Below are 21,471 nucleotides of genomic sequence, written 5' to 3'. Positions count from 1 at the left end.
TTCCCGGGCATTCTTTTTACATTTGCCGCAAATCTTTCCTATGTACGCAAGAAAAATCCCGGAACTGCTGGACTGCGGCCTGGCTGTAGCGATCAAAGTGATCGGTGGTAAATGGAAGGCCTGGATCATTGATTGTATCCGGCGTGGGATCCAACGCCCCAGCGCCATCCACAAGGAAATGCATGAAGTGAGCCCGCGGATCATCAACCTGCACCTGAAAGAGCTGGAAGATTACGGGATCATCTACAAAGAAGTATATGCCGAAATTCCTGCCCGGGTGGAATACCGGTTCACCGAAGTAGGCGAAAGTGTGTTGCCGGTAGTAGATGTACTGGAAAAATGGGGAACGGAGAACAAGGAATATATCCAGGGCAACCATCCTGAATATAAGGCAGATTCCTGCGCTTATCGCCGGGAAACGGTTTAGAAGAATAACGTACGCTTACCCCTCAACTTCCTTAACCCTCCAAGGGTTTGGAACCCTTGGAGGGTTGGATTAGGTTGGGTTAGGCCGGTTTCGGTTGCGTTGATGGTAACGGCCACTCCGCACTATGCCGTTTGTCTCAGCACTTTGATCACCGCCGCATGTTCCTCCTGGCTGTAGCCCGCATCCATCGTCCGCTTGAACAGGTTAGCCGCAAACTCAGGCAGCTCGCTGTTGATACCAGCCTCCTTTGCCTGCTGTACTAATAATAAAAGATCCTCCCCGGTAGTTTTCACAGTGCTCTCAGGATCGCTGAAACGGCCATACTGGATCACTTCGCCCATATGCTTTAATTCAGCGCTCAGTATCGGTGAGATCTGATCCAGCAGCACGCCCAGGTCTGCCGGTCGCAGGCCTTCTTTTTCAGCTACCAGCGCGCCATGGCAAAAGCCGATCCAGCTACCGGCCAGGTAAGCCAGCACTGCGTGAAAGAGCCCTCCGGAAGCACCCGGCTCAGTACCCAGGTATACTACATTTCCTGCCAGCGCCCGTAGCACCGCTTCCTGCTGCTGATAAATAGCCGCATCGCCGGATACCGAAATAGTAGCAGCATCAGTACCCATCTGCCTGGGCCAGGCCATGATATCGCCATTCAGGCAATACGCGCCTTGCCCCCTTGCCCAGGCTTCCAGGTCACGGGCGTCTTTGGGAGTACCGGTGCTGAGCTGCAACAGCGTACGGCCACGCAAAGCCGCTACTGCGCCATCTGCTCCCAGCACCATACGGGTGGCTTTGTATTCTGATAAACATACTACTATTACCTCGTTGGCCGCTATAGCTTCCCTTACGTTTACAGCTGCGATAGCGCCTGCTTCTACCAATGGCTGTGCCTTTGTCATATTCCTGTTCCATACTGTCACCTTAAATCCTTTCGAAACCAGTGCCCGTGCCAGTGCTGCGCCCATAGCGCCTAAGCCGATCACTGATACGCCCCGACGGTTTGTTGTTGCTGTCATCATCTGTTGTTTTGTTTGTTTGAATAATGAGCGCAAATTAGCCACCATGGAGACAGGCGCCAATACAGGAAAAAAGATTCCCCTGGGGGAAAATTTATTCCGCATGAACGGGTTAACGAGAGAAATAATCCCTGGTTTATTTGAAAAGATTATATTTGTAGATAAGCGGGCTTTTCAATTAAAAGCCCAGCATCCAGGAGTACATGAAACACAAAACACGTTTGTCATAGCCAATAAACCGTCCCTATAATTCAGTGAAGTTCAAGATGCTTTGTAGCATTTACCGAAAATTTCATTTGTAGCTGTAGACCATCGGTTAACCTTTATTATGAAAATCAGGAATCCCAATTCTCGTTTTGACCTTGACATCAAAAGAAAAGACCACGTCCTTGAAGTGGGCAGCGGGCATGATCCGCATCCACGTGCCAATGTAATAGTAGATAAATACCTGGACGATAACACGCACCGCAGCGGCAATATAAAAACGCTGGACAGGCAGCAGTTTGTGCTGGCAGACGGAGAAGCGCTGCCCTTTGCATCGCAGGCTTTCGATTATGTCATCTCTACCCATGTCCTGGAACATGTAGAAGATCCGCATGCCTTTCTACAGGAGCAATTCCGGGTGGCCCCGAAAGGGTATCTTGAAACCCCTTCATTGCTGGGAGAGTACCTTCATCCTAAAAGAACGCACAAGTGGGTGTTGCTCGAAATACAGGACAAACTGGTGCTGGTAGAAAAAGACCGTATATTCCTTCCCGGTAGGCTGGACTTCGGTGCGCTCTTCCAGGAATATTTTCCCAGGAACTCCATCGGCTTTAAAATAATGCAGCGTACGCACCCGAATCTGCACACGATCAGAATAGAATGGGAAGATGAGCTGGAGTACATCATCAACCCGGATGATGCTACCCTTATGCAGTATTTTGAGCAGCCCTGGAATACTGATATGATACAGCATCAATTCCCCGGCCGCTCCCTGGGAGGTGAACTGGCAGCTGCTACACGGGCCTTTGCAGATATATGCGTAAGCGTTTTTAAGTCCAGGATGATGAAGTGAGACCTGCTGTGGCTTAATCCCTGCCTATACACCTTTCTTCACCTGTTCTGCTTCATCCGGCAGGTAATGTTCATGCGGCTGTACCTTTTTTGCAGCGGTTTTAGTCATTCTCATCTGGAAGACATCCACCAGCAATGCAAATGCCATTGAAAAATAAATGTAGCCTTTTGGAATATGCGCGTCTATCCCCTCGCCGATCAATGCAAATCCTATCAGCAGTAAAAAGCTCAAAGCGAGCATTTTAAACGCAGGATGCCTGTTCACAAAACCGCTCACCGGCTCAGCTGCAAATAGCATGATGCCCACACTCACCACCACGGCTATATACATTACCCATAACTGGTCCACCATTCCCACGGCCGTAATAATACTATCAACTGAAAACACCAGGTCAAGGATGAGGATCTGCCCGATAGCGCTGCTAAAGCTGGTTACCTTGATCTCCTTTGATTTATCACCCGGCTCTCCTTCCATTTTATGATAGATCTCTGAGGCGCTCTTGTACAGCAGGAACAGGCCGCCACAGATCAGTATCAGGTCTTTCCCTGAAATGCCTACTGACAGGATGGTAAACAGGTCTCCTTCCAGCTTCAGTACCCAGGAGATGACCGTCAGCAGTAACAGGCGCATCACCATTGCCAGCAAGAGGCCAACCCTTCTGCCTTTCTTTTGCTGATGTACAGGCAGGCGGGATGTAACGATGGAGATAAAGATGATATTATCTATACCCAGCACAACTTCCAGCAGGATCAGCGTTAGTAATGCGATAACTATTTCCATGTACCCCCCGCTTTTGCAATCCACTCTTTTAATAAATCACTGATAGCAGCCTGCGTATTCTCCGTCAGGGCACAAACGATCGTGAGCCGCTGGTCCTCCGGGTCCTCCCAGTGTTCCAGCAACTCCTCTCCCTCAAATGCTTCCTGTACGATCTTCATGACGTCTCCCGTCTTCAGGGATTGCGCTGAAAAAATAGGATTGCCATCCATGAATCTGGTACCGTTACTAAAAGCGGTATTATAATATGGATATTGCCAGTCCTCCGGCTTTTCACCGGCAGCTTTCAGCAGATCTGTAAAATGATCTTTCCAGTATGCTTCTAAGGAGAAATACTCCTTTTCATCTGTCAGGAAATTATCGTACATCTTTATCTTGTTTGAATGGATACTAAATTACGCCTATTAATTCACTACGCCTGCTGCGCCGCCGCCTCCATTAGCGGGCGGGTCCGGCACAAATGCTTTACCGGTTTTAACTTCGATATCTACCCTTTCATGCTTGGTGCCCTGCACCATGAAGGTCCGGCTCACAGGAGCATCTACGCCGCCTGCCTTGCCTGCATCATTGATAAATTTACGTGCTTTGGCAAATGCCTGCGCTCTTAATTTCCGCTCTGCATTTGACAGCTTGCTTTCCAGCTCATCCAGCATGGCCAGGCCTTCCGATACGGTGGGTGGTGTGTCTCTTGCCCATGGCACCGACTCTTCCAGCTTCTGGCCTTGTGCCTGTACCCTTCCCCTGCAGGCCTCGCTTGTTTTCTTCAGCCCGAATACATCCGCCCAGGCATTCGGGTCATGTACATAACTGTACAATTGATGCCCGCCATTCAGCCGGATAGGGTCCTGGCTGATGTAATTTCCTTCCTCCGGGCTATAATACCGGAAACGGTTATAGTACAAGCCCGTTTCGAGGTCCTCATACTGCCCCGGGTAGCGGAAGGGCACCAATGCACGATCTCCCTGCAACTTACGCAGCTTTCCATAGATATCCAATTCACACGCCCATATGTTCTCTCCTGCTTCATCATATACCTCTACAGGCGTGCCCAGGTGATCGGTGATAATAGAATACCGTTCACCACGGATGATCTTGGCCGCAGGCGCAAAGGTACCTTCATCAATTACCCAGGTGGCCAGCGTTTCCGGAGGCACCGGTTCGGGGTGGTTTTGCTGCACATCTCCCAGTTCGTCTATGGTGATGACCGGCCGCTGTTTTTCAGGATAGGTCCATTCATGCAGGAGCACATGCCCGTCCCATATAAAACGCGTCAGCTGGCCGTTATAAGATTTCTCAATCCGCCGCCCCAGCGCATCATAACGGAATACCACTTCTTTCCCATCAGGGCGCAGCACACTTTTGAGCGCACCATTGCCGTACCAGTTATATTCCCATACTGCGCTGCCCCCGGCTGTTATTTTTCTCGCCAGGTTTCCTTCCTCATCATAACTGAAACGGGCCTCCGGTGTTTCCAGCAAGCGGCCACCGGGAGCATATTTACGATCCCTGCCGGATTGCGTTCTGTACAGGTTACCCGCTTTATCGGGCAGGCGGTAATCATACTGTCCATCCTCATATTGTGCCCAGGCCAGGTTGCCAACATCATCATGCCTGAATGTTACCATACCGCCACTGAGCGCATTTGTAAATTGTTTCAGGCGCTGGTTGGCATCCCAGCGGTAGTGGCGGCGCCGGGTAGTTCGGTCACCGCTGTTGACGGTATGGCCGGAGGGCATGCCGGACAGCTCGTAACTCCAGCTGCTTTTAACGCCTCCGGGCAAGCTGCGCGCTATTTCCAGTCCCAGTGAATTACGTTCGATATGCACCGCCCAGGGATCCCCGATTCCCTGGGCCATGGCGGCCAGCCCCGTCACCTTGCCGGCCGCATTTCGCTGCAGGCGTATATCGGCTCCCAGGCTGCTGCTAATGTGGCTACGACGCCCGTCAGCGCCATATCTGCTGCTAACGGTGTGATCGTTCTGCCATTCCTTCACAACACGTCCCATTACATCACGCTGCAATTTGAGGGTGCAATGTTCGTTGACCGCTTCCACCAGCAGGCCGTCACGATCGTAGCTATAGGTTTCCCAGCTGCCATCGCTATGCTCCGCGCGGGTTAAGCTGCCATTGAAATCATATTCGTATTCCGTCCACCGTTTGCCCGGACGCTCTATTTTGATCACCTTACCGGCGGCATCACGCTGGTAATGACGGGAAAGGCCGTCAAAGCCTGTTTCCCGGATAATGTCGCCGCGCCCGTTACGGGTAAAACGGTACATGTCGCCATGCTCGTTCACTACACCCGTCAATTGCTCTTCCTTGTCGTATACAAAGTGTAGCTTAGCGCCGTTCTCTTCCCGCATTTTTATATTTCCCAGCGGCGTATAGTCGAAACGGATATCACGATGGTGATCTCTCAGCTTCACTATTTCCTCGTAGGCGTTATATTGCAACTGCACACGGTTACCATCCGGCAGCAGCACTTCAGTAGCGCGGCCTAGTGCATCGTAACGGAAATACTGTTCCTGCTGTAAAGGATTAACAGCTTTGGTACAATTACCCCAGGCATCGTACTGCCAGGTGGCACGTCCCGCATCCGGGAGGCTGAGTGCCGACAAATTATAGTCGTCATCATATTCCAGTACGCTGCGATGTTCCTGCTCATCTTCGACTTTACTAAGCAGGTTAAGTGCGTTGTAACGGAAGATAGTGATACGGCCGTCTGCCTCCGTAACGGTGTGCAGCTGTCCTTTATGTTGTTCTTTTTTATAGTAGATGTATGTACGGCTGCCGCCTTGCGGACTCGTGCTCAATAACAGCCGGCCATCTGCATCATAGCTGAAGGTATAGGCGCTGCCATCTGCCTGTTCTATACGGGTGCAGTTGCCCCGTTCATCGTAGGAATAACCGGTTACGTTGGCTTCCTCATCGATCTCCCGGTACACTTCAAAGTGATCGGTATATTCCGTAAAACGGGAATTACCCAGCGGGTCTTTGACCTGTGTGATAACATGATCAGGCGTATAATAGTAGGTGGTAGTTTGACCAAGGCTGTTGGTTACCAGGTTGTATCCTTCTTTGGGATGATATTCGATCCATCCTTCTAATATACCGCCGTCGCCCCAGGTATGGACGCAGCGGCCTTCATGATCGTATTCCCAGTAGAATGTTTGTCCGTTACGGTCGGTTTTGGCGGTCATCCGGTGTTGGTGGTACTGCATACTGGTAACCTGTCCTAACGGGTCTGTGATAGCCGACAGATCACCACGCTCATTGTAGGAATAACGCACCAGCAATTGTTCCTGTCCGCGATGCTTTGCTGTCACGCTGGTAATACGGCCCCCGCCGTCATTTTCCATTCGCAGTTGACGGCCAACGCTGTCGGTCAGCTGCACCAGGTGCCCCTTGCTGTTATAGTGAAAGCTGATCATAAAACCGGCTTCATTACGGATGGCATACAGGCGATATTGCTGATGGAGCTTACGAAAATGATACGACCGCCGTTCCAGGTGGTTGAACAGCACGTATTCATCCAGGTCTGTACGGGTTAATGTTAATTTCTCAGAACGATTGTATTCGCTGTTGCCCGGATAAGGCAGATAATCAAATATCACACTGCGGCCATCGCCCAATAATACACCACAGGCATCTTCGGCTGCAAATTCCAGCAGCCGCATGTCAAAGCAAAGATGCGTGCCATGGCCCAATAGGCCGTGATGGTCGCTATCGCTGCTCCAGGAGCGGGTCCATTGCAGGGGGATTGGTCCGGGTAGCTCGAAGTCGGTACCGTCATATACTACAATGCCTTGTACCAGGTCTACCGGCTCAAAACCGAGCTTACAAAGCAGCTGGCTCAGCTTGTCGCTGCCGCCTGCCTTCTCCTGCCGCGCCAGGTTGAAATCGCTGATCTTTCGTTTGGCTTTTTTACCTGCTTTTCCTACCAGCTTCAGGCCTTTGCCCAGGCCTTTCATAAGGGCGCCAAATCCAAATGACATGACAATATTAAGTAAAGCTCCCGCCCAATCCGGTACAAAAGGGCCGCCTACCATCACCGGTTTGCCATAAGACAAAGGAATGGAAAAAGAAGTAGGCAGGTACATGCTGGGCATCGGCTTGAACTTTTTGCCGGGCTCAATGGATAAGGGGATACCAATATCGTTGCAGGTCATCAGCATGTGCCCGGAGGGACTGAAGAGGTTCCCTTCCACCTTCACCGTTTTGCTGCCAAAGAAATTCACGGAGTCGTGACCGATCAGGGGCGCCAACAGGAAAGGGCCGCCCATGGGAATGTGGAAAAGGATGATAAAAATGCCGCTGGTATCGCTTTTACCGCGTGGTACATGATTCACTTTAGTGCTGGCGCCTAAGAAAGGAATATAATCCATGGGATCCACCACCAGGCCGATATACGGGTGTGGCAACGGAATGGGAAAACCGAACAATAATACAAAATGAAGATCCAGTCCGATTACCGGGATGAAATGCTTATTGCTTACGAGCATGATTCAATCTGGGTTACAGTACACAAATACCAGGTGCAGGGAAAATGGACAAGCCGTGGTTAACAAAAATTAACGGCCGCTGTAATATACAACATTTTACATTTTAGCTACCTTCAACTTATGAAACAGTTCATCCTCCCCATACTCCTTTGTTGCTTATCTGCTGCTGCCCAGGCCCAGCAACGCGACCTTCCCCCTGCCATTGACCCCTCCGGGTACTACCTGTTCTACCTGCACGGCGGTGTAGTTACCGTCAAAGGCGATAATGCCATCAATGATCCTGTGCCGCAGTTGGCAGGGCGTTTCTTATCTGTTATTGAATCATCGGATAGTCATGGTACCTGCGCCGCGATCTTCAGGGACCGTAAAGAGATTAAAGATTTTCATGAGATCAAATTAAATACCGGCTTAGATCATGGCTTTCTTTATAAGCCCTATGCTGCCTGGTTGAATCCTGTGTTGCAGTGGTTCCGGATCTATGCCACAACTTATCAAGCCAGGGAAGCAGTGGCGATTAACGGGCACTGAGGCCTGATTCAACCTGCGGTGGAGGCGATACCTGAGTTGATACGATAACACCCGGCATACTTTGTTCCGGTTCCTGCTTATTTTTTATCATTTGTAAAATTTTCCCTCCCCGCAACTCACGAACTTGCAGGCATAAAATCATTTAACCGTGAACTGGATCATTTTAATTATCGCTGGCTTGTTTGAAGTAGCATTTACCTCCAGCCTTGGAAAAGCGAAGACATCGGAAGGTATGGCAATGTATCTTTGGTATGGCGCCTTCCTGTTCTCCTTAGTTGCAAGTATGCTTTTACTGATGAAAGCAACACAGACCCTGCCACTGGGAACCGCCTATGCCGTGTGGACAGGCATAGGCGCAGTAGGGACTGCCCTGATGGGCATCCTCGTATTTAATGAGCCTGCTCATTTCTGGAGACTCTTCTTTATTATAGCATTGATAGCTTCTATCGTGGGACTGAAAGCAGTGTCTACCCATTAGGCATTCCGTTCTTTGCATACTCATCGTGACGGCGCCACCAGACACCTTTCGTCTCGTTGCGCCCTTTGGGAGCGCGGTCCAGCCACTGGTACGCGCCCCAAAGGCTATCCAGTCCGCGCGCATAGGCGGAATAAGCATGATAGACCACGCCGTCTTCGAGTACAAAGGTGCTCATGCCCGGCCTGTCACGATGATATGTAGAGGCATCCGTTCCGCACATAGCAGCAAATTTGTCTTCGGCCTCATGGCCCCCGCCGTCCTGGCCCCGGCGCCATTCAAATCCCTTTTCGTGGCGGTAATTATAATCCACTCCCGCGCGCTGCTGCTCCTCGGTGAACCACACGTTGAAGTCGGCATTGAAATCATTGCCCTGCGAGGATGCCCAGGGAAATGTCCACCCCATCCTTTCTTTATACTCCTGCAGCTTATCCAGCGATGCTCTTGACACTGCCCAAAGCATCACATCATGATTGGCCAGGTGAACGGCAATCCCGTTAAAACCATCCGCGATCATAGAGCAGGAAGGACAACCTGCCGTGTAATCCGGCCCAAACATAAAATGGTACACCAGCAGTTGTGAGCGCCCCCTGAAGAGATCAACCAGGGAGGCTGGTCCCTCATCTGTGTCAAAACGGTAATCTTTATCGATCCGTACCCAGGGCAGCTCCTGCCGCCGTAATGCGAGCTCATCGCTTTGGCGGGTAAGCTCTTTCTCCGCTCCCAGCAGCTCCAACCTCGCGGCAAGCCACTCCTGGCGTGATGCAATCTTGTGATCTGAATGTCTGTTTGCCATGGTTGTAAAATTTAACATTTATACCATGAAACAAAAATAACCCCTAATTTGTAAGTAAGCGGGGGCTAAAATAGACTTTGCAATGGGCCGGTTTAGACGTATAGATTTAAACTATTAAAAGATAGAATCAATTGATTCTGATTATATCTTGAATGTCATAATTTTATTGTTCTGCACCCAGATGCAAGGTAAATATTCACTCAACACTAAACTTATAAAAATGGGAAACGAATCAAAAGACATCAGCAAATGCCCGTTTCACAATGGGAGTATGAAAGCCAATGTTGGCGGTGGCGGTACCAGGAATCGGGACTGGTGGCCTAACCAGCTGAAGCTGAACATCCTGCGTCAGCACTCCTCCAAGTCAAACCCGATGGGTGAAGATTTTAATTACGCCGAAGCATTTAAAAGCCTCGATCTGGAAGCGGTAAAGAAAGACCTGCATGCACTCATGACAGACTCTCAGGACTGGTGGCCGGCAGACTTCGGGCACTACGGCCCTTTATTCATTCGCATGGCCTGGCACAGTGCAGGTACCTACCGCGTGTTCGATGGCCGCGGCGGCGCAGGCTCAGGACAGCAACGCTTTGCTCCGTTGAATAGCTGGCCTGACAACGTAAGCCTCGATAAAGCACGCAGGCTGCTTTGGCCCATTAAACAGAAATACGGCAACAAGATCTCCTGGGCCGACCTGCTCATCCTGACCGGTAATGTTGCACTGGAATCCATGGGCTTTAAAACATTTGGCTTTGCCGGTGGACGTGCCGACGTCTGGGAACCGGATGAAGATGTGTATTGGGGATCAGAAAACACCTGGCTGGGTGGCGACATACGGTATGCCAACGGATCTCATGGTGTAGTAGAGAATCATGGCGTATTGGTATCAGACGATGATCCTGATGGCAAGATACATTCCCGCAACCTGGAAAAACCCCTGGCCGCCGTACAAATGGGCCTGATCTACGTGAATCCCGAAGGACCTGATGGTAATCCCGACCCGATAGCTGCTGCCAAAGATATCCGCGATACGTTTGGCCGCATGGCAATGAACGACGAAGAAACAGTGGCGCTGATAGCAGGTGGCCACAGCTTCGGCAAAACCCATGGCGCCGCGCCTGCCACCCACGTAGGTAAAGAGCCTGAAGGTGCCGATATTGAACACCAGGGCCTGGGCTGGAGCAACAGCTATGGTTCCGGTAAAGGCGCCGACACCATTACCAGCGGCCTGGAAGTGATATGGACCAAAACACCCACCAAATGGAGCAATAATTTCTTTGAGAACCTCTTCGGCTTTGAATGGGAACTGACCAAAAGTCCTGCCGGAGCACACCAGTGGGTAGCTAAAAATGCAGAAGGTTTCATCCCTGATGCATATGACAGTTCAAAGAAGCACCTGCCTACCATGCTGACCACCGATCTTTCCCTGCGGTTCGACCCGGTTTATGAGAAAATATCCAGGCGCTTCCTGGAACATCCTGAAGAATTTGCAGACGCATTCGCCCGTGCCTGGTTTAAATTAACACATCGCGATATGGGGCCCCGCGAGCGCTACCTGGGACCTGATGTTCCCCAGGAAGAGCTGATCTGGCAGGATCCTATCCCGGCTGTTGATCATGAATTGATCAATGAAACTGATATCGCCTCCCTGAAGGAAAAGGTACTGGCTTCCGGCTTGAGCATCTCCGAACTGGTATCCACTGCATGGGCCTCTGCTTCTACTTTCCGTGGTACCGACAAACGCGGCGGCGCCAACGGTGCACGTATCCGCCTTGCACCGCAGAAATACTGGAAAGTAAATAACCCGGCACAGCTGCAGAAAGTACTGGATAAACTGAAAAGCATTCAGAAAGAATTTAATGCTGCGCAATCAGGCGGTAAGAAAATTTCACTGGCAGACCTGATCGTGCTGGCTGGTTGTATAGGCGTTGCAAAAGCAGCGAAAGACGCAGGCCACGACATCATCGTTCCCTTTACTCCCGGCCGCATGGATGCTTCACAGGAACAGACCGATGTGGAGTCAATGGGATACCTGGAACCTATTGCCGATGGTTTCCGCAACTATCGCAAAGCCTTCCCGGTTGCTACAGAAGCATTGCTGATAGATAAGGCACATCTGCTCACGCTTACAGCGCCTGAGTTAACAGTACTGGTAGGCGGTATGCGGGTATTGAACACCAATTATGATGGTTCAGGAGATGGTGTGCTCACCCAACGCCCCGGCCAGCTGACCAACGATTTCTTTATCAACCTGCTCGATATGAACACCGCATGGAAAGCAGTATCCGCAGATAAAGAGCTCTATGAAGGCAGCGACCGCGCCAGCGGTAAAGTAAAATGGACCGCTACCCGTGCAGACCTGGTTTTTGGTTCCAACGCAGAGCTGAGAGCCATTGCCGAAGTGTACGGAAGCGCAGACGGTAACGAGAAGTTTGTAAAAGACTTTGTAGCCGCCTGGAATAAAGTAATGAACCTTGACAGATTTGACTTAGCTTGACCATATATCCAGTAAGTATAGCCAAAAGCAGCCTCCTTCACCGGAGGCTGCTTTATTTTTGTTACTTTTACCACTGTTAACACTCCTTACCTTATGAAATACGTAGCCACCGTCTTTGCCATCGGGATCATTCCCCTGTTTTTTTCATGCAAACCATCAAACGAAAAAAAAGCTGCCATAACAAATAAGGATGACAGCACGAAGGCCTACATGAATGCTGTTCCTGCAGAATACAAAAAAATAGATGGTTATGCCTGGTTTATAGGGAAGTATTAATCCTCTTATTGCGCGTCTTCCTTTCCGTCATTGCGAGAAGCAGTAAAGCCTTTTGTGCGCGGGGCGACGAAGCAATCTTTTAAAACACTCTTCTAATCGTTAAAAGATTGCTTCGGCCTCGCTCCCCGCAAGGGCTGTGCACACAGCCTCGCAATGACGGCGATGAAGACCTGACGATGTAACATCAACGCCATCCCCGCTCGCAATGACGGGAATGGAGATCCCGACGATGCAATACCAATGCCATCCCCGCTCCCGTGGCCGATATCAAAAAATTATCAAACGCCATATCCGCAGCATGCGTCCTTATACCCGCTTTCCCACTTATTATCGGCGACGGATCCGTATAATCGATCACCGGCGTCGCCATATCATTCAGATAGATCTTGATATTAGCCCCATTCAGCACCGCACGGAGCTTATAAAACTGTCCCGCAGTAAGCGCCTGCGACTTATAGGAAAGCGAGGTCCAGTTGTAGTTCTGTTTGCCCAGCACAATACCACCTGCTTCTATACCTGCATAATACCCCTGAAAATAATCAGAGCTGATCGCCGTAGAATTACCAAATTCTGCTGCCGCCGGATTACGTACCCGGAAGATGAGCCCTCCATTCCCCGATGCAGGACATTGCACATCTGCTTCTACCGTATAATCTGTCCAGCCTACATTCCCCATGGCGCGTTTGCCAAAGCCATTAATAGTAGCCTTGCCGGATGAAATAGCATAAGCGCCGTTGTCATAATTCCATAAGGTGGAGAAAGTGCCGGAATCGAAATTATCTGAACCGCCGGGCACTGTTGTAGCGCCTGATTCAAATTTCAATGTAGCAAAATCAAACTCTCCTTCTACTGTCTCTAAACGGATGGTATGATTGCCTGCCGGGAGGTTCAGATTTTTCAATACAGCCGTACGCCAATTCGTCCAGGCCCCCGTAGCAGGAATAGACACGATCCCGGAAACAGCTGCTCCGTCGCAGTATACACGCACTTTACAGGATGTAAAAGTAGTAGCATATCGCAAGCCTAAATGATAAGCGCCCGCTGCCTGCACATTTACATTATACTGGTACCATTCACCGGTCTGGTTCCAGCCGATGTTCTCTCCACCTTCTTCACAATCGCGGATATCTACATTTTCCGCCCGGTATTTGCCACCTGTATTTCCGCTTGTCAGGTCGTGATAGCCAACACCCTCTCCGCCTTCATTATAATGCACCGCGGGGATAGTCCCCGGCACCGGTTTATAAAAGCTGAATACTCCGCTGCCATTTACCTTATTGCTGAAAGCAGTATACCCGAAATCCGCATGATCATGCCAGGTAGTAACACCGATCTTACCGCCTGCTGTGATGTTGGCAGTACGGGTAGATTTCAGCATGCCGTCTACATAGATCCTGAAAGTAGTACCTTCCTTTTCCACCCGTATCACATGCCATTTCTGGTAATCCCAGCCAGCAGGAAGGGGAATGGAATTTACGCCGATCGATGTTCCATTCACTTTGATGTCCGTTTCAAGTGTATTATTAAAACTGCTCAGCAATGCTGAACCAAAAGTATTTTCATCAATATAGGAAAACACTGCGCCAAAGCGGGCATCATCTCCTCCTCGGCCCATTTCCTTCATGTTAAATTCTGCTGTATAGTTGGCAGCGGAAGTAGCAGTAGTGATCTGCCGGTACCATTGCAAAGTGGTTTTATTATCCTGCCACATCAACTCCTGGTTATAGATCCCCCAGTTACCGCCATTGACATTGGTCCAGTTACCGCCAATAGCAGTCCGGTCAAAGCGGTCATAAAATGTAGGCAACGCAGGAGATGGCTGCGTCCAGTTAGTAGGGCCATATACCAGCAGCTTGTTACCATTAAAGCCCATGGGATCGATATTCAGCTTCCGGTTAGGCCCTACAATGCTACTGGGCCCTAAGAGATTATGATAGGCAATGAACCAGGTATCCAGGTCCGGGCCGATCACAGACCCGCTATGGCCCAAACCAAAGAAAGCGCCTTCCGTATTGAGCACAATCGGGTTATTATCACCAGCGGTATAGGCGCCTAAGGGCGCCGTGGCCGTGGCATAGTGCACGCGGTATCCCCTGCTGAAAACATGATTACCAGTATACGTCATGTAATACAATCCATTGCGTTTAAAAAGCGTAGAGCCTTCTGTCCAGCCGTTCAGCGATGTACCACCTAAGGTGGCCCCTGTACCACTGATCGATAGCGGGCCGCTCATGGTAGCGCCCTGTATACCGCTGCCGCCTGCATAGGTAAAATATAGCTGTGCATTATCGTCTATAAATACAGAACCGTCGATTGTGCGGCCCAGGTTGCCCGTTTGCACGGTAAATGGTCCTGTAGGACCGGGAGCTGAGAGGATATAATGCCCATTGCCTGCCGGTGAGGTATACATATAAAATGTACCGTTCCAATAGATCACTTCAGGGGCATAAGCGCCTTTGGATATGGTAACGGTATTGGCTACACAGAGCCCTTCATAGTTCCAGTTGGCCAGGTCCCAGCTGCTCCAGCATTTAACGCCAATTTGATCATCACGGGTACTGCAGTACAGGTAATATTTGCCCCTGAACTTGAGGATGTAAGGGTCTCCAATGCCGTATTCCCCCCACTCCTGCGGAAGGGTGCGCGGATTGGTCACCTGGCTGTAGGTTAACAGGGAGTAAATCAATAAGATAATGATCGTAGAAATGGTTTTCATAACAGTGAAATTTAGTGGCTACGCTAAATTTAACGATTACCGGGCTGGTGTGTTATTCATGGTTGATCAATATTTATTCGTTTCTTTTCAACCGCACCTTAAAATCTCCTTAAAATTAAGATAGAAAAGAGCGCCCTGGCAACGCAGCTGCGCTCCGCTGCGTATTCTCAAGCTACAGAAGTACTACATTTGCGAATGGACAACAGGTCCTCCCCAAAAAAATGATGATTGCAATAGCTTGGGATCATGCTTATTTACTCACCGCTTAACTCTGCAAAATGAAACCAACATCATCGAAAGACCTACGCCGTCTAAAGACAGGCCTGGTATGGCTATGCCTGCTACTTAGCGCGGGTTGCAAAAAAGTTGCACAGCATTTTATTCCCAATGACTACGAGCAGTTTAACCTGGTAGCCGATGTACCGGGTTATGGCGCTGCGCATATTGACTCCAATCTTGTAAATGCCTGGGGTATAGCAGCGGCGCCCAGCGGTCCGATCTGGATCTCTGCCGCCGAAACAGGCCTCAGTACCGTTTATGACGCAACCGGCCTTACCATACGGCCACCGGTGGCTATCCCCACCCCTACCGATTCAGTAGGCGGAGCGCCAACCGGCGTCATATTTAACAACACAACGGATTTTGCCATCCTCAAGGCGAAGGTGGCTACGCCCAGCCGGTTTATTTTTGCTACGGAGAATGGTACGCTGGCTGCCTGGGGAGGCGGCAATACAGCCACCATTGTAGCAGACAGATCTCCATGGGATGCCGTATATAAAGGGCTGGCCCTTGCAAAGGATGGCGGCAACAACTATCTATATGCAACGGATTTCAGAAATGGAAAAGTCGATGTGTTTGACAAAGACTTCAAGTATGTCAGCGGCAAACCTTTCCAGGATCCCGATATTCCAAAGGGATATGCACCGTTCAACATCAGGAATATAAACGGCTATCTCTACGTAACCTATGCGAAACAGCTCCTTCCGGATAAGGAGGATGACGAACCGGGCCCCGGAAATGGATATGTGGATGTTTTCTGGCCCAATGGTATGCTGGTGAAGCGTTTTGCTTCCAGGGGCGCCCTGAACGCTCCATGGGGGATCGTGATGGCTACCCCGGGGTTCTGCGCTACAAAAGATGTGATCCTGATCGGGAATTTCGGAGACGGAAAGATCAATATGTACTCCAGCTCCGGTATGTTCCTCGGTCCCTTAAAGCGGGGATGGCAACCGATTGTTATTGAAGGGTTATGGGGCCTGGAAAATCGCATTCCTATGACGGATCCAACACAGCTTTTTTTTACAGCTGGACCTCATGATGAAGAACATGGCTTGTTTGGATACCTGAAGAATAGTAATTGATGTAACAAAAAGTAAGCAGTCTTTCCCTACGGGGAGGAAGGGGAAAGACTGCTTCTGAAAAAATTGGTTAATAGTCAGCTATCAAGGGCAGCCTGCAGAGTTAACAATATAGTACTCCGCACTTGTGCTGCCATCAGACCAGCGGTAGTAGTAATAACACTTCCATTCATGTGTCGTGCTATTCCACTCGCTCCTGGAATAGATGATCTGTCCTGTTTCGCATACCCCGTTAATCAGCTTCTTATCTACGCCATCACAGCCGCGCATACTTGCCGCAGATGCTGGCTGCTGGATGAGCGACCTGGAGGGCACCACATGCTGCGCCTCGGCTGGCTGCAGACCCGGAACTGTTTTTAAGGAGATAGTCACCGCCTCACTGCTTTCTTTTGGGGCGGATGCTTTAACTGATGTACTTTGGGCCAGCGATACCTGGAGTAAGAGGAGCATGGAAGCCATGCTTAAGAATAGGTGTTTCATACGGGTTATTTTGATTGTGAATAAAAACTTACTGCTTGGGTTTACGCAAATTGGAAACAGTATCATAAGCAATCCCATATACTGACCTGCTACTAACACGATCACCATTGGCATTTATTATGCGCTGGATGGTGTCCTTTGGCGGTACGGGCGCAGTAACCGGTGAAGCAGGGTTCCACCATTCACTGGCAGCAGGCGCCACTAAAACAATGCCCACTGCGAGCGTTGCCAGCAGGCGAAATAAAAATTGCTTCATAAGTAAGGATCATTAGGGCTACTCCCTGCCTGTAACTTAAAAAACCTTTTTTTCATTTCAGCGACCGCAACCGGTATTGTTTATTAACGGTAGCTGTTTGTTTATTAACGGCCACCAAAATAAAAAAGCCGCTCCAAAATTGCTTTTGAAGCGGCCTGTTTTATTGCTGTGTACCTTACTTACACGGACAAATAAACGGATATTCCTTATTATCAATGATCGGCGGTATCCCAAAGAAATCATTCAACACTGATTCAGCAGTACAATACGCACCTTCCACCCAGGCCTGGTCATTAGAATACGCTTCTCCTACAATAAAAATATCCGCATCCGCGCCATCTATCAGCTGCGAAGGCTTACGGATCTTCTGCTGCACATCGCACACATCGTAATGCCCTGCATAAGCATGATAACCTGCATTAAACGGTGGTAATGACCAGTCCATGTATTTTGCCTCCAGCGGTTCCGGCACCATGGAATAATCTGCCTGCGGACCAAAATGCACCTGCGCCAGTTGCTTGCGTAACATCTTTACCATTACTTCCGGTACTTTACGCGGGCCTTCCAAAGGCTGATAGTTCTCTGAGATAGGCCTTTCACGCTGCTTATTGGGGCCGATCTCCAGCTCCTGCCAGAAACTGGCGAACTGCTCATCATCATAGGCTGCCAGCAGCCCGTATACCGGTTTATGGCTCTGGTCCAGCGCATTGTTCCCAAAATATACCACCTGGCGCACAGGCAGGTCCGTTACGCTGGGACCGATCGTATTACGCTCGGCGCTTGTCAGCAGCAGCTCCTCCTGTGGTACGGTCAGGCGTGCCTGGATGCAGATCTCAACAGCCTTGATAAAAGCAGGCGCCGATGCATAAGGCGTTTCCAGGATATTGGCGTCATTGCCCATGGCCGTGATATAAGCCGGCGGAAAACCATTCTTCTGCATTTGTTCCAGCACATCTTTCGTCACCTCATAGCCGCTGACCTGCGCAGGGTATGTAGGCGGATTCTTTGCATTATCTGCCCACCAGGGCTCATGAAAGAACATCCCTACTTTGTAGGAAGGCTGTAATACCGCAGATTCCAGGTACAGCTGCACTTTCCTATGATTCAGCACATCCAGTCCGTTATGGGTCTTATAGCGCGTAGCCTGCGCCACCAGCTCGATGGCATAACGGGGCATAGCCAACCAGGCGGCCGCCGTTGTTCCGCCGCCGGATTCCTTATTGGGATTTTCACGTGTGGCGGTGGTGTAGTGGATCACTTTATCGATCACCAGGATGGAATGTAAACGGGTATCCGGGTGGTAATCAAATTGTACGCCCTTTTCCTTTGCCAGCAGTAAAATCGCGTTAAAGAGAGCATTGAACATGCTGGAATACCCATGCGTAAGTGTACGGTATTCCGTGCCCGGAGTAAACTCATTATTAGCCTGGAAGGCAACGGCAGAGTTCCAGTTGATCACATTGGAAGTATAGCCGTTACCGTCAGAAGTATATTTATACCCTTCTGATCCCAGCTGATCAAACATCAGGTTCCAATAGCCGATATCTTTCAGGTGGTCGCCTTTCTTGAACACAGATGATTCAGGTAACTCAACCTTGATCTTTCCGTTACGATAAAAATCGCACCATTCCAACCTTGTCTGCGGGCCCGTATGAGCCGTTACAGACAGGCTCTCCACGATATTAAAACCGGTGTCCGGCGATACAGCCGCACCATAATTCTGCACATTGTAAGGCGCGGGGTTAGAAGAAGAAATGTCATTCAGGTACATGTTCTTCGTGCGCAGGTAGAACAAGGGATTGGTAGATTCATTGAAAGGCACGGAGAATTTCTTCAGGTCCAGCTTCTCGATAACAGTGGTCACCAAACGATGGCCGCCGCCTTTAGGCGTACCATCCCAATAGGAATAGCGCATACCGCCCAGTTCCAGGTAGGATTTTGTTTTATCGTCCTGGTAATGCCAGGTGCAGATCCGCGCGCCGGCCGCGCGGGTGCCGGGGTTCTCTTTGTTGAATTGATACTTGCCCCAGTCGTACAGTTCCAGCGTATCGCCCTGCTGCAATTGTTTGGCGGAAGCTTTTTCTGTATTGTTCAAGCTGTCGAGTAAACGCCACGCAGTATAAAGCCCTGCAGCGCCGGCTCCGAAGATGGAATACTTCTTTCCCATAGAATAGTGTTTTGAGGGTGATGATGTTAATAAGTGATTTAGCTTTCCGTACCGAGACGGTACATCTGACGGGGAAGGTCCTTTTCAGGGATCACTACTTCCACGAGCGCAGGTTGATTGGTGAGGGCCCATATCTGGGGCAATGCAGCATTCAGCTCGTCAATGGTGGTAACGCGGAAACCTGCTGCGCCAAAAGCCTGGGCAAGGGCCAGGTAATCCCATTTGGGCAGGATATCGAAGGTATCGAATTGATGTTCCGGGCCAGGCTGGAAAGAGGTGATATCTACATACACCTGTTCAATGGCATACACGGCATTGCTCATCACAAAGATCACCGCATTAATATTGTTCCTGGCCAGGGTAGAGAGCGACTGGCATACCATCATGAAGCCGCCATCACCGGCCACCGTCCAGGCACGTTTGCCACTGCCCAGCTGTGCGCCTGATGCAGCCCCGGTTTCATAACCGATGATCTGCCAGGCTGCAGAGGCAAGGAAACTGTTTTGAGCTAAACCATAGGCATTCGTGGCTACATACATAGCGGAGCTGATGCCCAAGGTCATGACAATCTGATCCAGCAGCTTATTCGTTTGCAGGAACTGCATGGAATGTTGGAAGAAACGGTTGTAGGTAATGGTTTGCGGACTGGCATCCCAATAAGGATCTGAATTAGACAGCCAGGGCTCGGGAAACTTAGGCTGCGGAGGCGCCGTTACACTCAGCGGATAGGTGTTCGCCCTTTTGAAGCGCGTTAACAGCGCGTCCATAAAATCCTCCATGGTTACATCCTTGTAGATAAAGTAGCCTGCCCTGATCTGCTCTGTAGTGGCCAGCACCATATTGGCATACTTGTTCTCAACAAACCAGAGGTAATCATCGGTGATGATCGTACCAAGTGTAAGGATACAGTCTGACTGCGCTACGATATTACGCACACTTTCAATGGAAGCCGCATCAGAATAAGTGCCGATAAACTTATCGCCTCCTTCATCCAGCACGGTTTTACCCAGGGAAGTAGTGGTGTACAGGAAACCGCTGGCGTCAATAAGGTCTTGCAGCAGACCGGATAAGCCATGACGCAGGATTTCCACCCCTGCGAAGATCAGCGGGTGCTGTGCCGTGGAGATCTGCGACCAGGCCTGATCTACCGCATTCGCCAGTGCCAGCGGATCACTGGTAAACTTCATCGGCTCCAATACTTTGTCGGGTGGCGGCAAACAAGGTTCGCCCCATACTTCTTTGTAGCATTCAATGAACACCGGTCTTTTGTACGTGATAGCAGCAATCAGCAGCTTATCGATCTTCTCTGCAGCACCGGCAGAAGTACTAAGTGTTTCCGCTGCAACAGTAACCTGCTTATACACTTCCTGGTCGGCGGCGATGTTGCCGGTTGAGTGATGGTACAATACATCGTACATCCTGGTGATCCGACGGGCATCTGCGCCGGGCGTGGCGCTGATCACCACCACGGGGCTGCGCTCCACATAAGCGCCGCCAATGCCATTGAGGGCGATGAAAGTGCTCACCCCATATTGCAGGGACACTGCCCCTAATCCTCTTGTACGCCCATAGGCATCGGCCGCGTAGCCGGCATCCAGCTCATTGATACAGCCGACCGCCGTTACGCCGTCAAAATGTTCCAGGGCCTGGGTAAAGTGCTTTACATAATCGCCGGGGATTTGAAAGACTTCCGTGACATTGAGTTGTTTTAACCGTGTAAGCAAATAGTCTGCAACGGTAAAAGATTGCTTTTGCATTTTTTTCGGTTTATGGAATTGAGGGAATACAGCGGTGTAACCGTTTTAAGATGGAAAACAGGGTATCATTATCCAGGGGATTTGTTGTGGTTGCATTCTACGTTTTCATACGGACTAGCTAGGGTCTTCTGTCTACTGGGATGAAGATAGTGCTTTTTAAACACCTGGAAAAAATAAAAGTGAAGAGGGGCAAGATTTATAAGATTAGTAGGCCAACATTTCCGTTATTAAGCAAAAACGCATTATATTATTATGTTATGATTTATTGCGTATATTTACGAGCTAACAACGATCGCATTAAATCGACATTATCCTAAATACCAATCACTTCTATTTTAGCCAATGAACTTTATAAACCGGATATTTCGTAGCAACATGGTTGACTGTCCAAG

The 21,471-nt window shown here is 49.9% G+C and carries 18 protein-coding genes; 8 read left to right on the top strand and 10 right to left on the bottom strand.

Features of this window, described 5'->3' with window-relative positions:
* The first annotated feature begins 40 nt into the window (after positions 1–40).
* A complete protein-coding gene (locus tag ACR9Y8_RS30040) occupies positions 41–427 on the top strand; it encodes a winged helix-turn-helix transcriptional regulator (protein ID WP_481216997.1) in 387 nt (128 codons plus the stop codon).
* A gap of 122 nt (positions 428–549) precedes the next feature.
* On the opposite strand, the gene ACR9Y8_RS30035 is transcribed toward ACR9Y8_RS30040, so the two are convergent.
* The gene (locus ACR9Y8_RS30035; protein WP_481217228.1) at positions 550–1,488 is read right to left on the bottom strand and encodes an NAD(P)-dependent oxidoreductase; all 939 of its coding nucleotides are present in this window, start codon (positions 1,486–1,488) and stop codon (positions 550–552) included.
* Here ACR9Y8_RS30035 and ACR9Y8_RS30030 point away from each other — a divergent pair.
* A complete protein-coding gene (locus tag ACR9Y8_RS30030) occupies positions 1,487–1,690 on the top strand; it encodes a hypothetical protein (RefSeq protein WP_481217231.1) in 204 nt (67 codons plus the stop codon). The genes ACR9Y8_RS30035 and ACR9Y8_RS30030 overlap by 2 nt on opposite strands.
* A 78-nt stretch (positions 1,691–1,768) precedes the next feature.
* Positions 1,769–2,497 (top strand): class I SAM-dependent methyltransferase, encoded by a 729-nt coding sequence (locus tag ACR9Y8_RS30025; RefSeq protein ID WP_481216996.1) that lies wholly within the window; start codon positions 1,769–1,771, stop codon positions 2,495–2,497.
* A 24-nt stretch (positions 2,498–2,521) separates the two neighbouring features.
* Here the strand turns inward: ACR9Y8_RS30025 and ACR9Y8_RS30020 are convergent, their stop codons facing one another.
* From ACR9Y8_RS30020 to ACR9Y8_RS30010, 3 genes are read right to left on the bottom strand one after another with little or no spacing between them, the layout of a single operon-like run.
* On the bottom strand, positions 2,522–3,277 hold the full coding sequence (locus tag ACR9Y8_RS30020; protein WP_481216995.1) for a TerC family protein: 756 nt from the start codon (positions 3,275–3,277) through the stop codon (positions 2,522–2,524).
* Complete coding sequence (locus ACR9Y8_RS30015; RefSeq protein ID WP_481216994.1) at positions 3,268–3,642, bottom strand: hypothetical protein; 375 nt, start codon at positions 3,640–3,642, stop codon at positions 3,268–3,270. The genes ACR9Y8_RS30020 and ACR9Y8_RS30015 overlap by 10 nt, the downstream gene beginning before the upstream one ends.
* A gap of 36 nt (positions 3,643–3,678) precedes the next feature.
* Positions 3,679–7,776: an RHS repeat-associated core domain-containing protein gene (locus ACR9Y8_RS30010; protein WP_481216993.1), complete on the bottom strand. Its 4,098-nt coding sequence runs from the start codon at positions 7,774–7,776 to the stop codon at positions 3,679–3,681.
* A gap of 120 nt (positions 7,777–7,896) precedes the next feature.
* Here ACR9Y8_RS30010 and ACR9Y8_RS30005 point away from each other — a divergent pair, with 120 nt between their 5' ends.
* Together ACR9Y8_RS30005 and ACR9Y8_RS30000 are read left to right on the top strand one after the other, a co-directional pair.
* A complete protein-coding gene (locus tag ACR9Y8_RS30005) occupies positions 7,897–8,304 on the top strand; it encodes a hypothetical protein (RefSeq protein ID WP_481216992.1) in 408 nt (135 codons plus the stop codon).
* Positions 8,305–8,452: 148 nt separating this feature from the next.
* Positions 8,453–8,782: a DMT family transporter gene (locus ACR9Y8_RS30000; protein ID WP_481216991.1), complete on the top strand. Its 330-nt coding sequence runs from the start codon at positions 8,453–8,455 to the stop codon at positions 8,780–8,782.
* Here ACR9Y8_RS30000 and ACR9Y8_RS29995 read toward each other — a convergent pair.
* Complete coding sequence (locus ACR9Y8_RS29995; protein ID WP_481216990.1) at positions 8,772–9,575, bottom strand: DUF899 domain-containing protein; 804 nt, start codon at positions 9,573–9,575, stop codon at positions 8,772–8,774. The genes ACR9Y8_RS30000 and ACR9Y8_RS29995 overlap by 11 nt on opposite strands.
* Positions 9,576–9,795: 220 nt before the next feature.
* Here ACR9Y8_RS29995 and katG point away from each other — a divergent pair, with 220 nt between their 5' ends.
* Together katG and ACR9Y8_RS29985 are read left to right on the top strand one after the other, a co-directional pair.
* Positions 9,796–12,069: a catalase/peroxidase HPI gene (katG, locus tag ACR9Y8_RS29990; protein WP_481216989.1), complete on the top strand. Its 2,274-nt coding sequence runs from the start codon at positions 9,796–9,798 to the stop codon at positions 12,067–12,069.
* Between the two features lie 93 nt (positions 12,070–12,162).
* Positions 12,163–12,345, top strand: a complete 183-nt coding sequence (locus ACR9Y8_RS29985; protein ID WP_481216988.1) for a hypothetical protein — start codon at positions 12,163–12,165, stop codon at positions 12,343–12,345.
* 184 nt (positions 12,346–12,529) lie between these two features.
* Here the strand turns inward: ACR9Y8_RS29985 and ACR9Y8_RS29980 are convergent, their stop codons facing one another.
* Positions 12,530–15,061 carry a family 43 glycosylhydrolase gene (locus ACR9Y8_RS29980; RefSeq protein ID WP_481216987.1) on the bottom strand — a complete coding sequence of 844 codons (2,532 nt, stop codon included), beginning with the start codon at positions 15,059–15,061 and terminating at the stop codon, positions 12,530–12,532.
* 278 nt (positions 15,062–15,339) lie between these two features.
* Between ACR9Y8_RS29980 and ACR9Y8_RS29975 the strand changes: the two genes are divergently transcribed.
* Positions 15,340–16,422 carry a TIGR03118 family protein gene (locus ACR9Y8_RS29975; protein ID WP_481216986.1) on the top strand — a complete coding sequence of 361 codons (1,083 nt, stop codon included), beginning with the start codon at positions 15,340–15,342 and terminating at the stop codon, positions 16,420–16,422.
* Positions 16,423–16,503: 81 nt separating this feature from the next.
* Here ACR9Y8_RS29975 and ACR9Y8_RS29970 read toward each other — a convergent pair whose 3' ends face one another.
* From ACR9Y8_RS29970 to ACR9Y8_RS29955, 4 genes are all read right to left on the bottom strand, one after another.
* Entirely contained in the window at positions 16,504–16,899 is a 396-nt protein-coding gene (locus ACR9Y8_RS29970) for a hypothetical protein (RefSeq protein WP_481216985.1), read from the bottom strand.
* A 28-nt stretch (positions 16,900–16,927) separates the two neighbouring features.
* Complete coding sequence (locus tag ACR9Y8_RS29965; RefSeq protein WP_481216984.1) at positions 16,928–17,155, bottom strand: hypothetical protein; 228 nt, start codon at positions 17,153–17,155, stop codon at positions 16,928–16,930.
* A 175-nt stretch (positions 17,156–17,330) separates the two neighbouring features.
* On the bottom strand, positions 17,331–19,322 hold the full coding sequence (locus tag ACR9Y8_RS29960; RefSeq protein WP_481216983.1) for a flavin monoamine oxidase family protein: 1,992 nt from the start codon (positions 19,320–19,322) through the stop codon (positions 17,331–17,333).
* Positions 19,323–19,360: 38 nt separating this feature from the next.
* On the bottom strand, positions 19,361–21,079 hold the full coding sequence (locus tag ACR9Y8_RS29955) for an alpha-keto acid decarboxylase family protein (protein WP_481216982.1): 1,719 nt from the start codon (positions 21,077–21,079) through the stop codon (positions 19,361–19,363).
* Positions 21,080–21,471: the final 392 nt, after the last annotated feature.

Source organism: Chitinophaga sp. SVR4-12A, assembly GCF_056754765.1.
The sequence above is the reverse complement of the archived record's forward strand: the minus strand, read 5'-3'. Positions and strand labels throughout refer to the sequence as shown.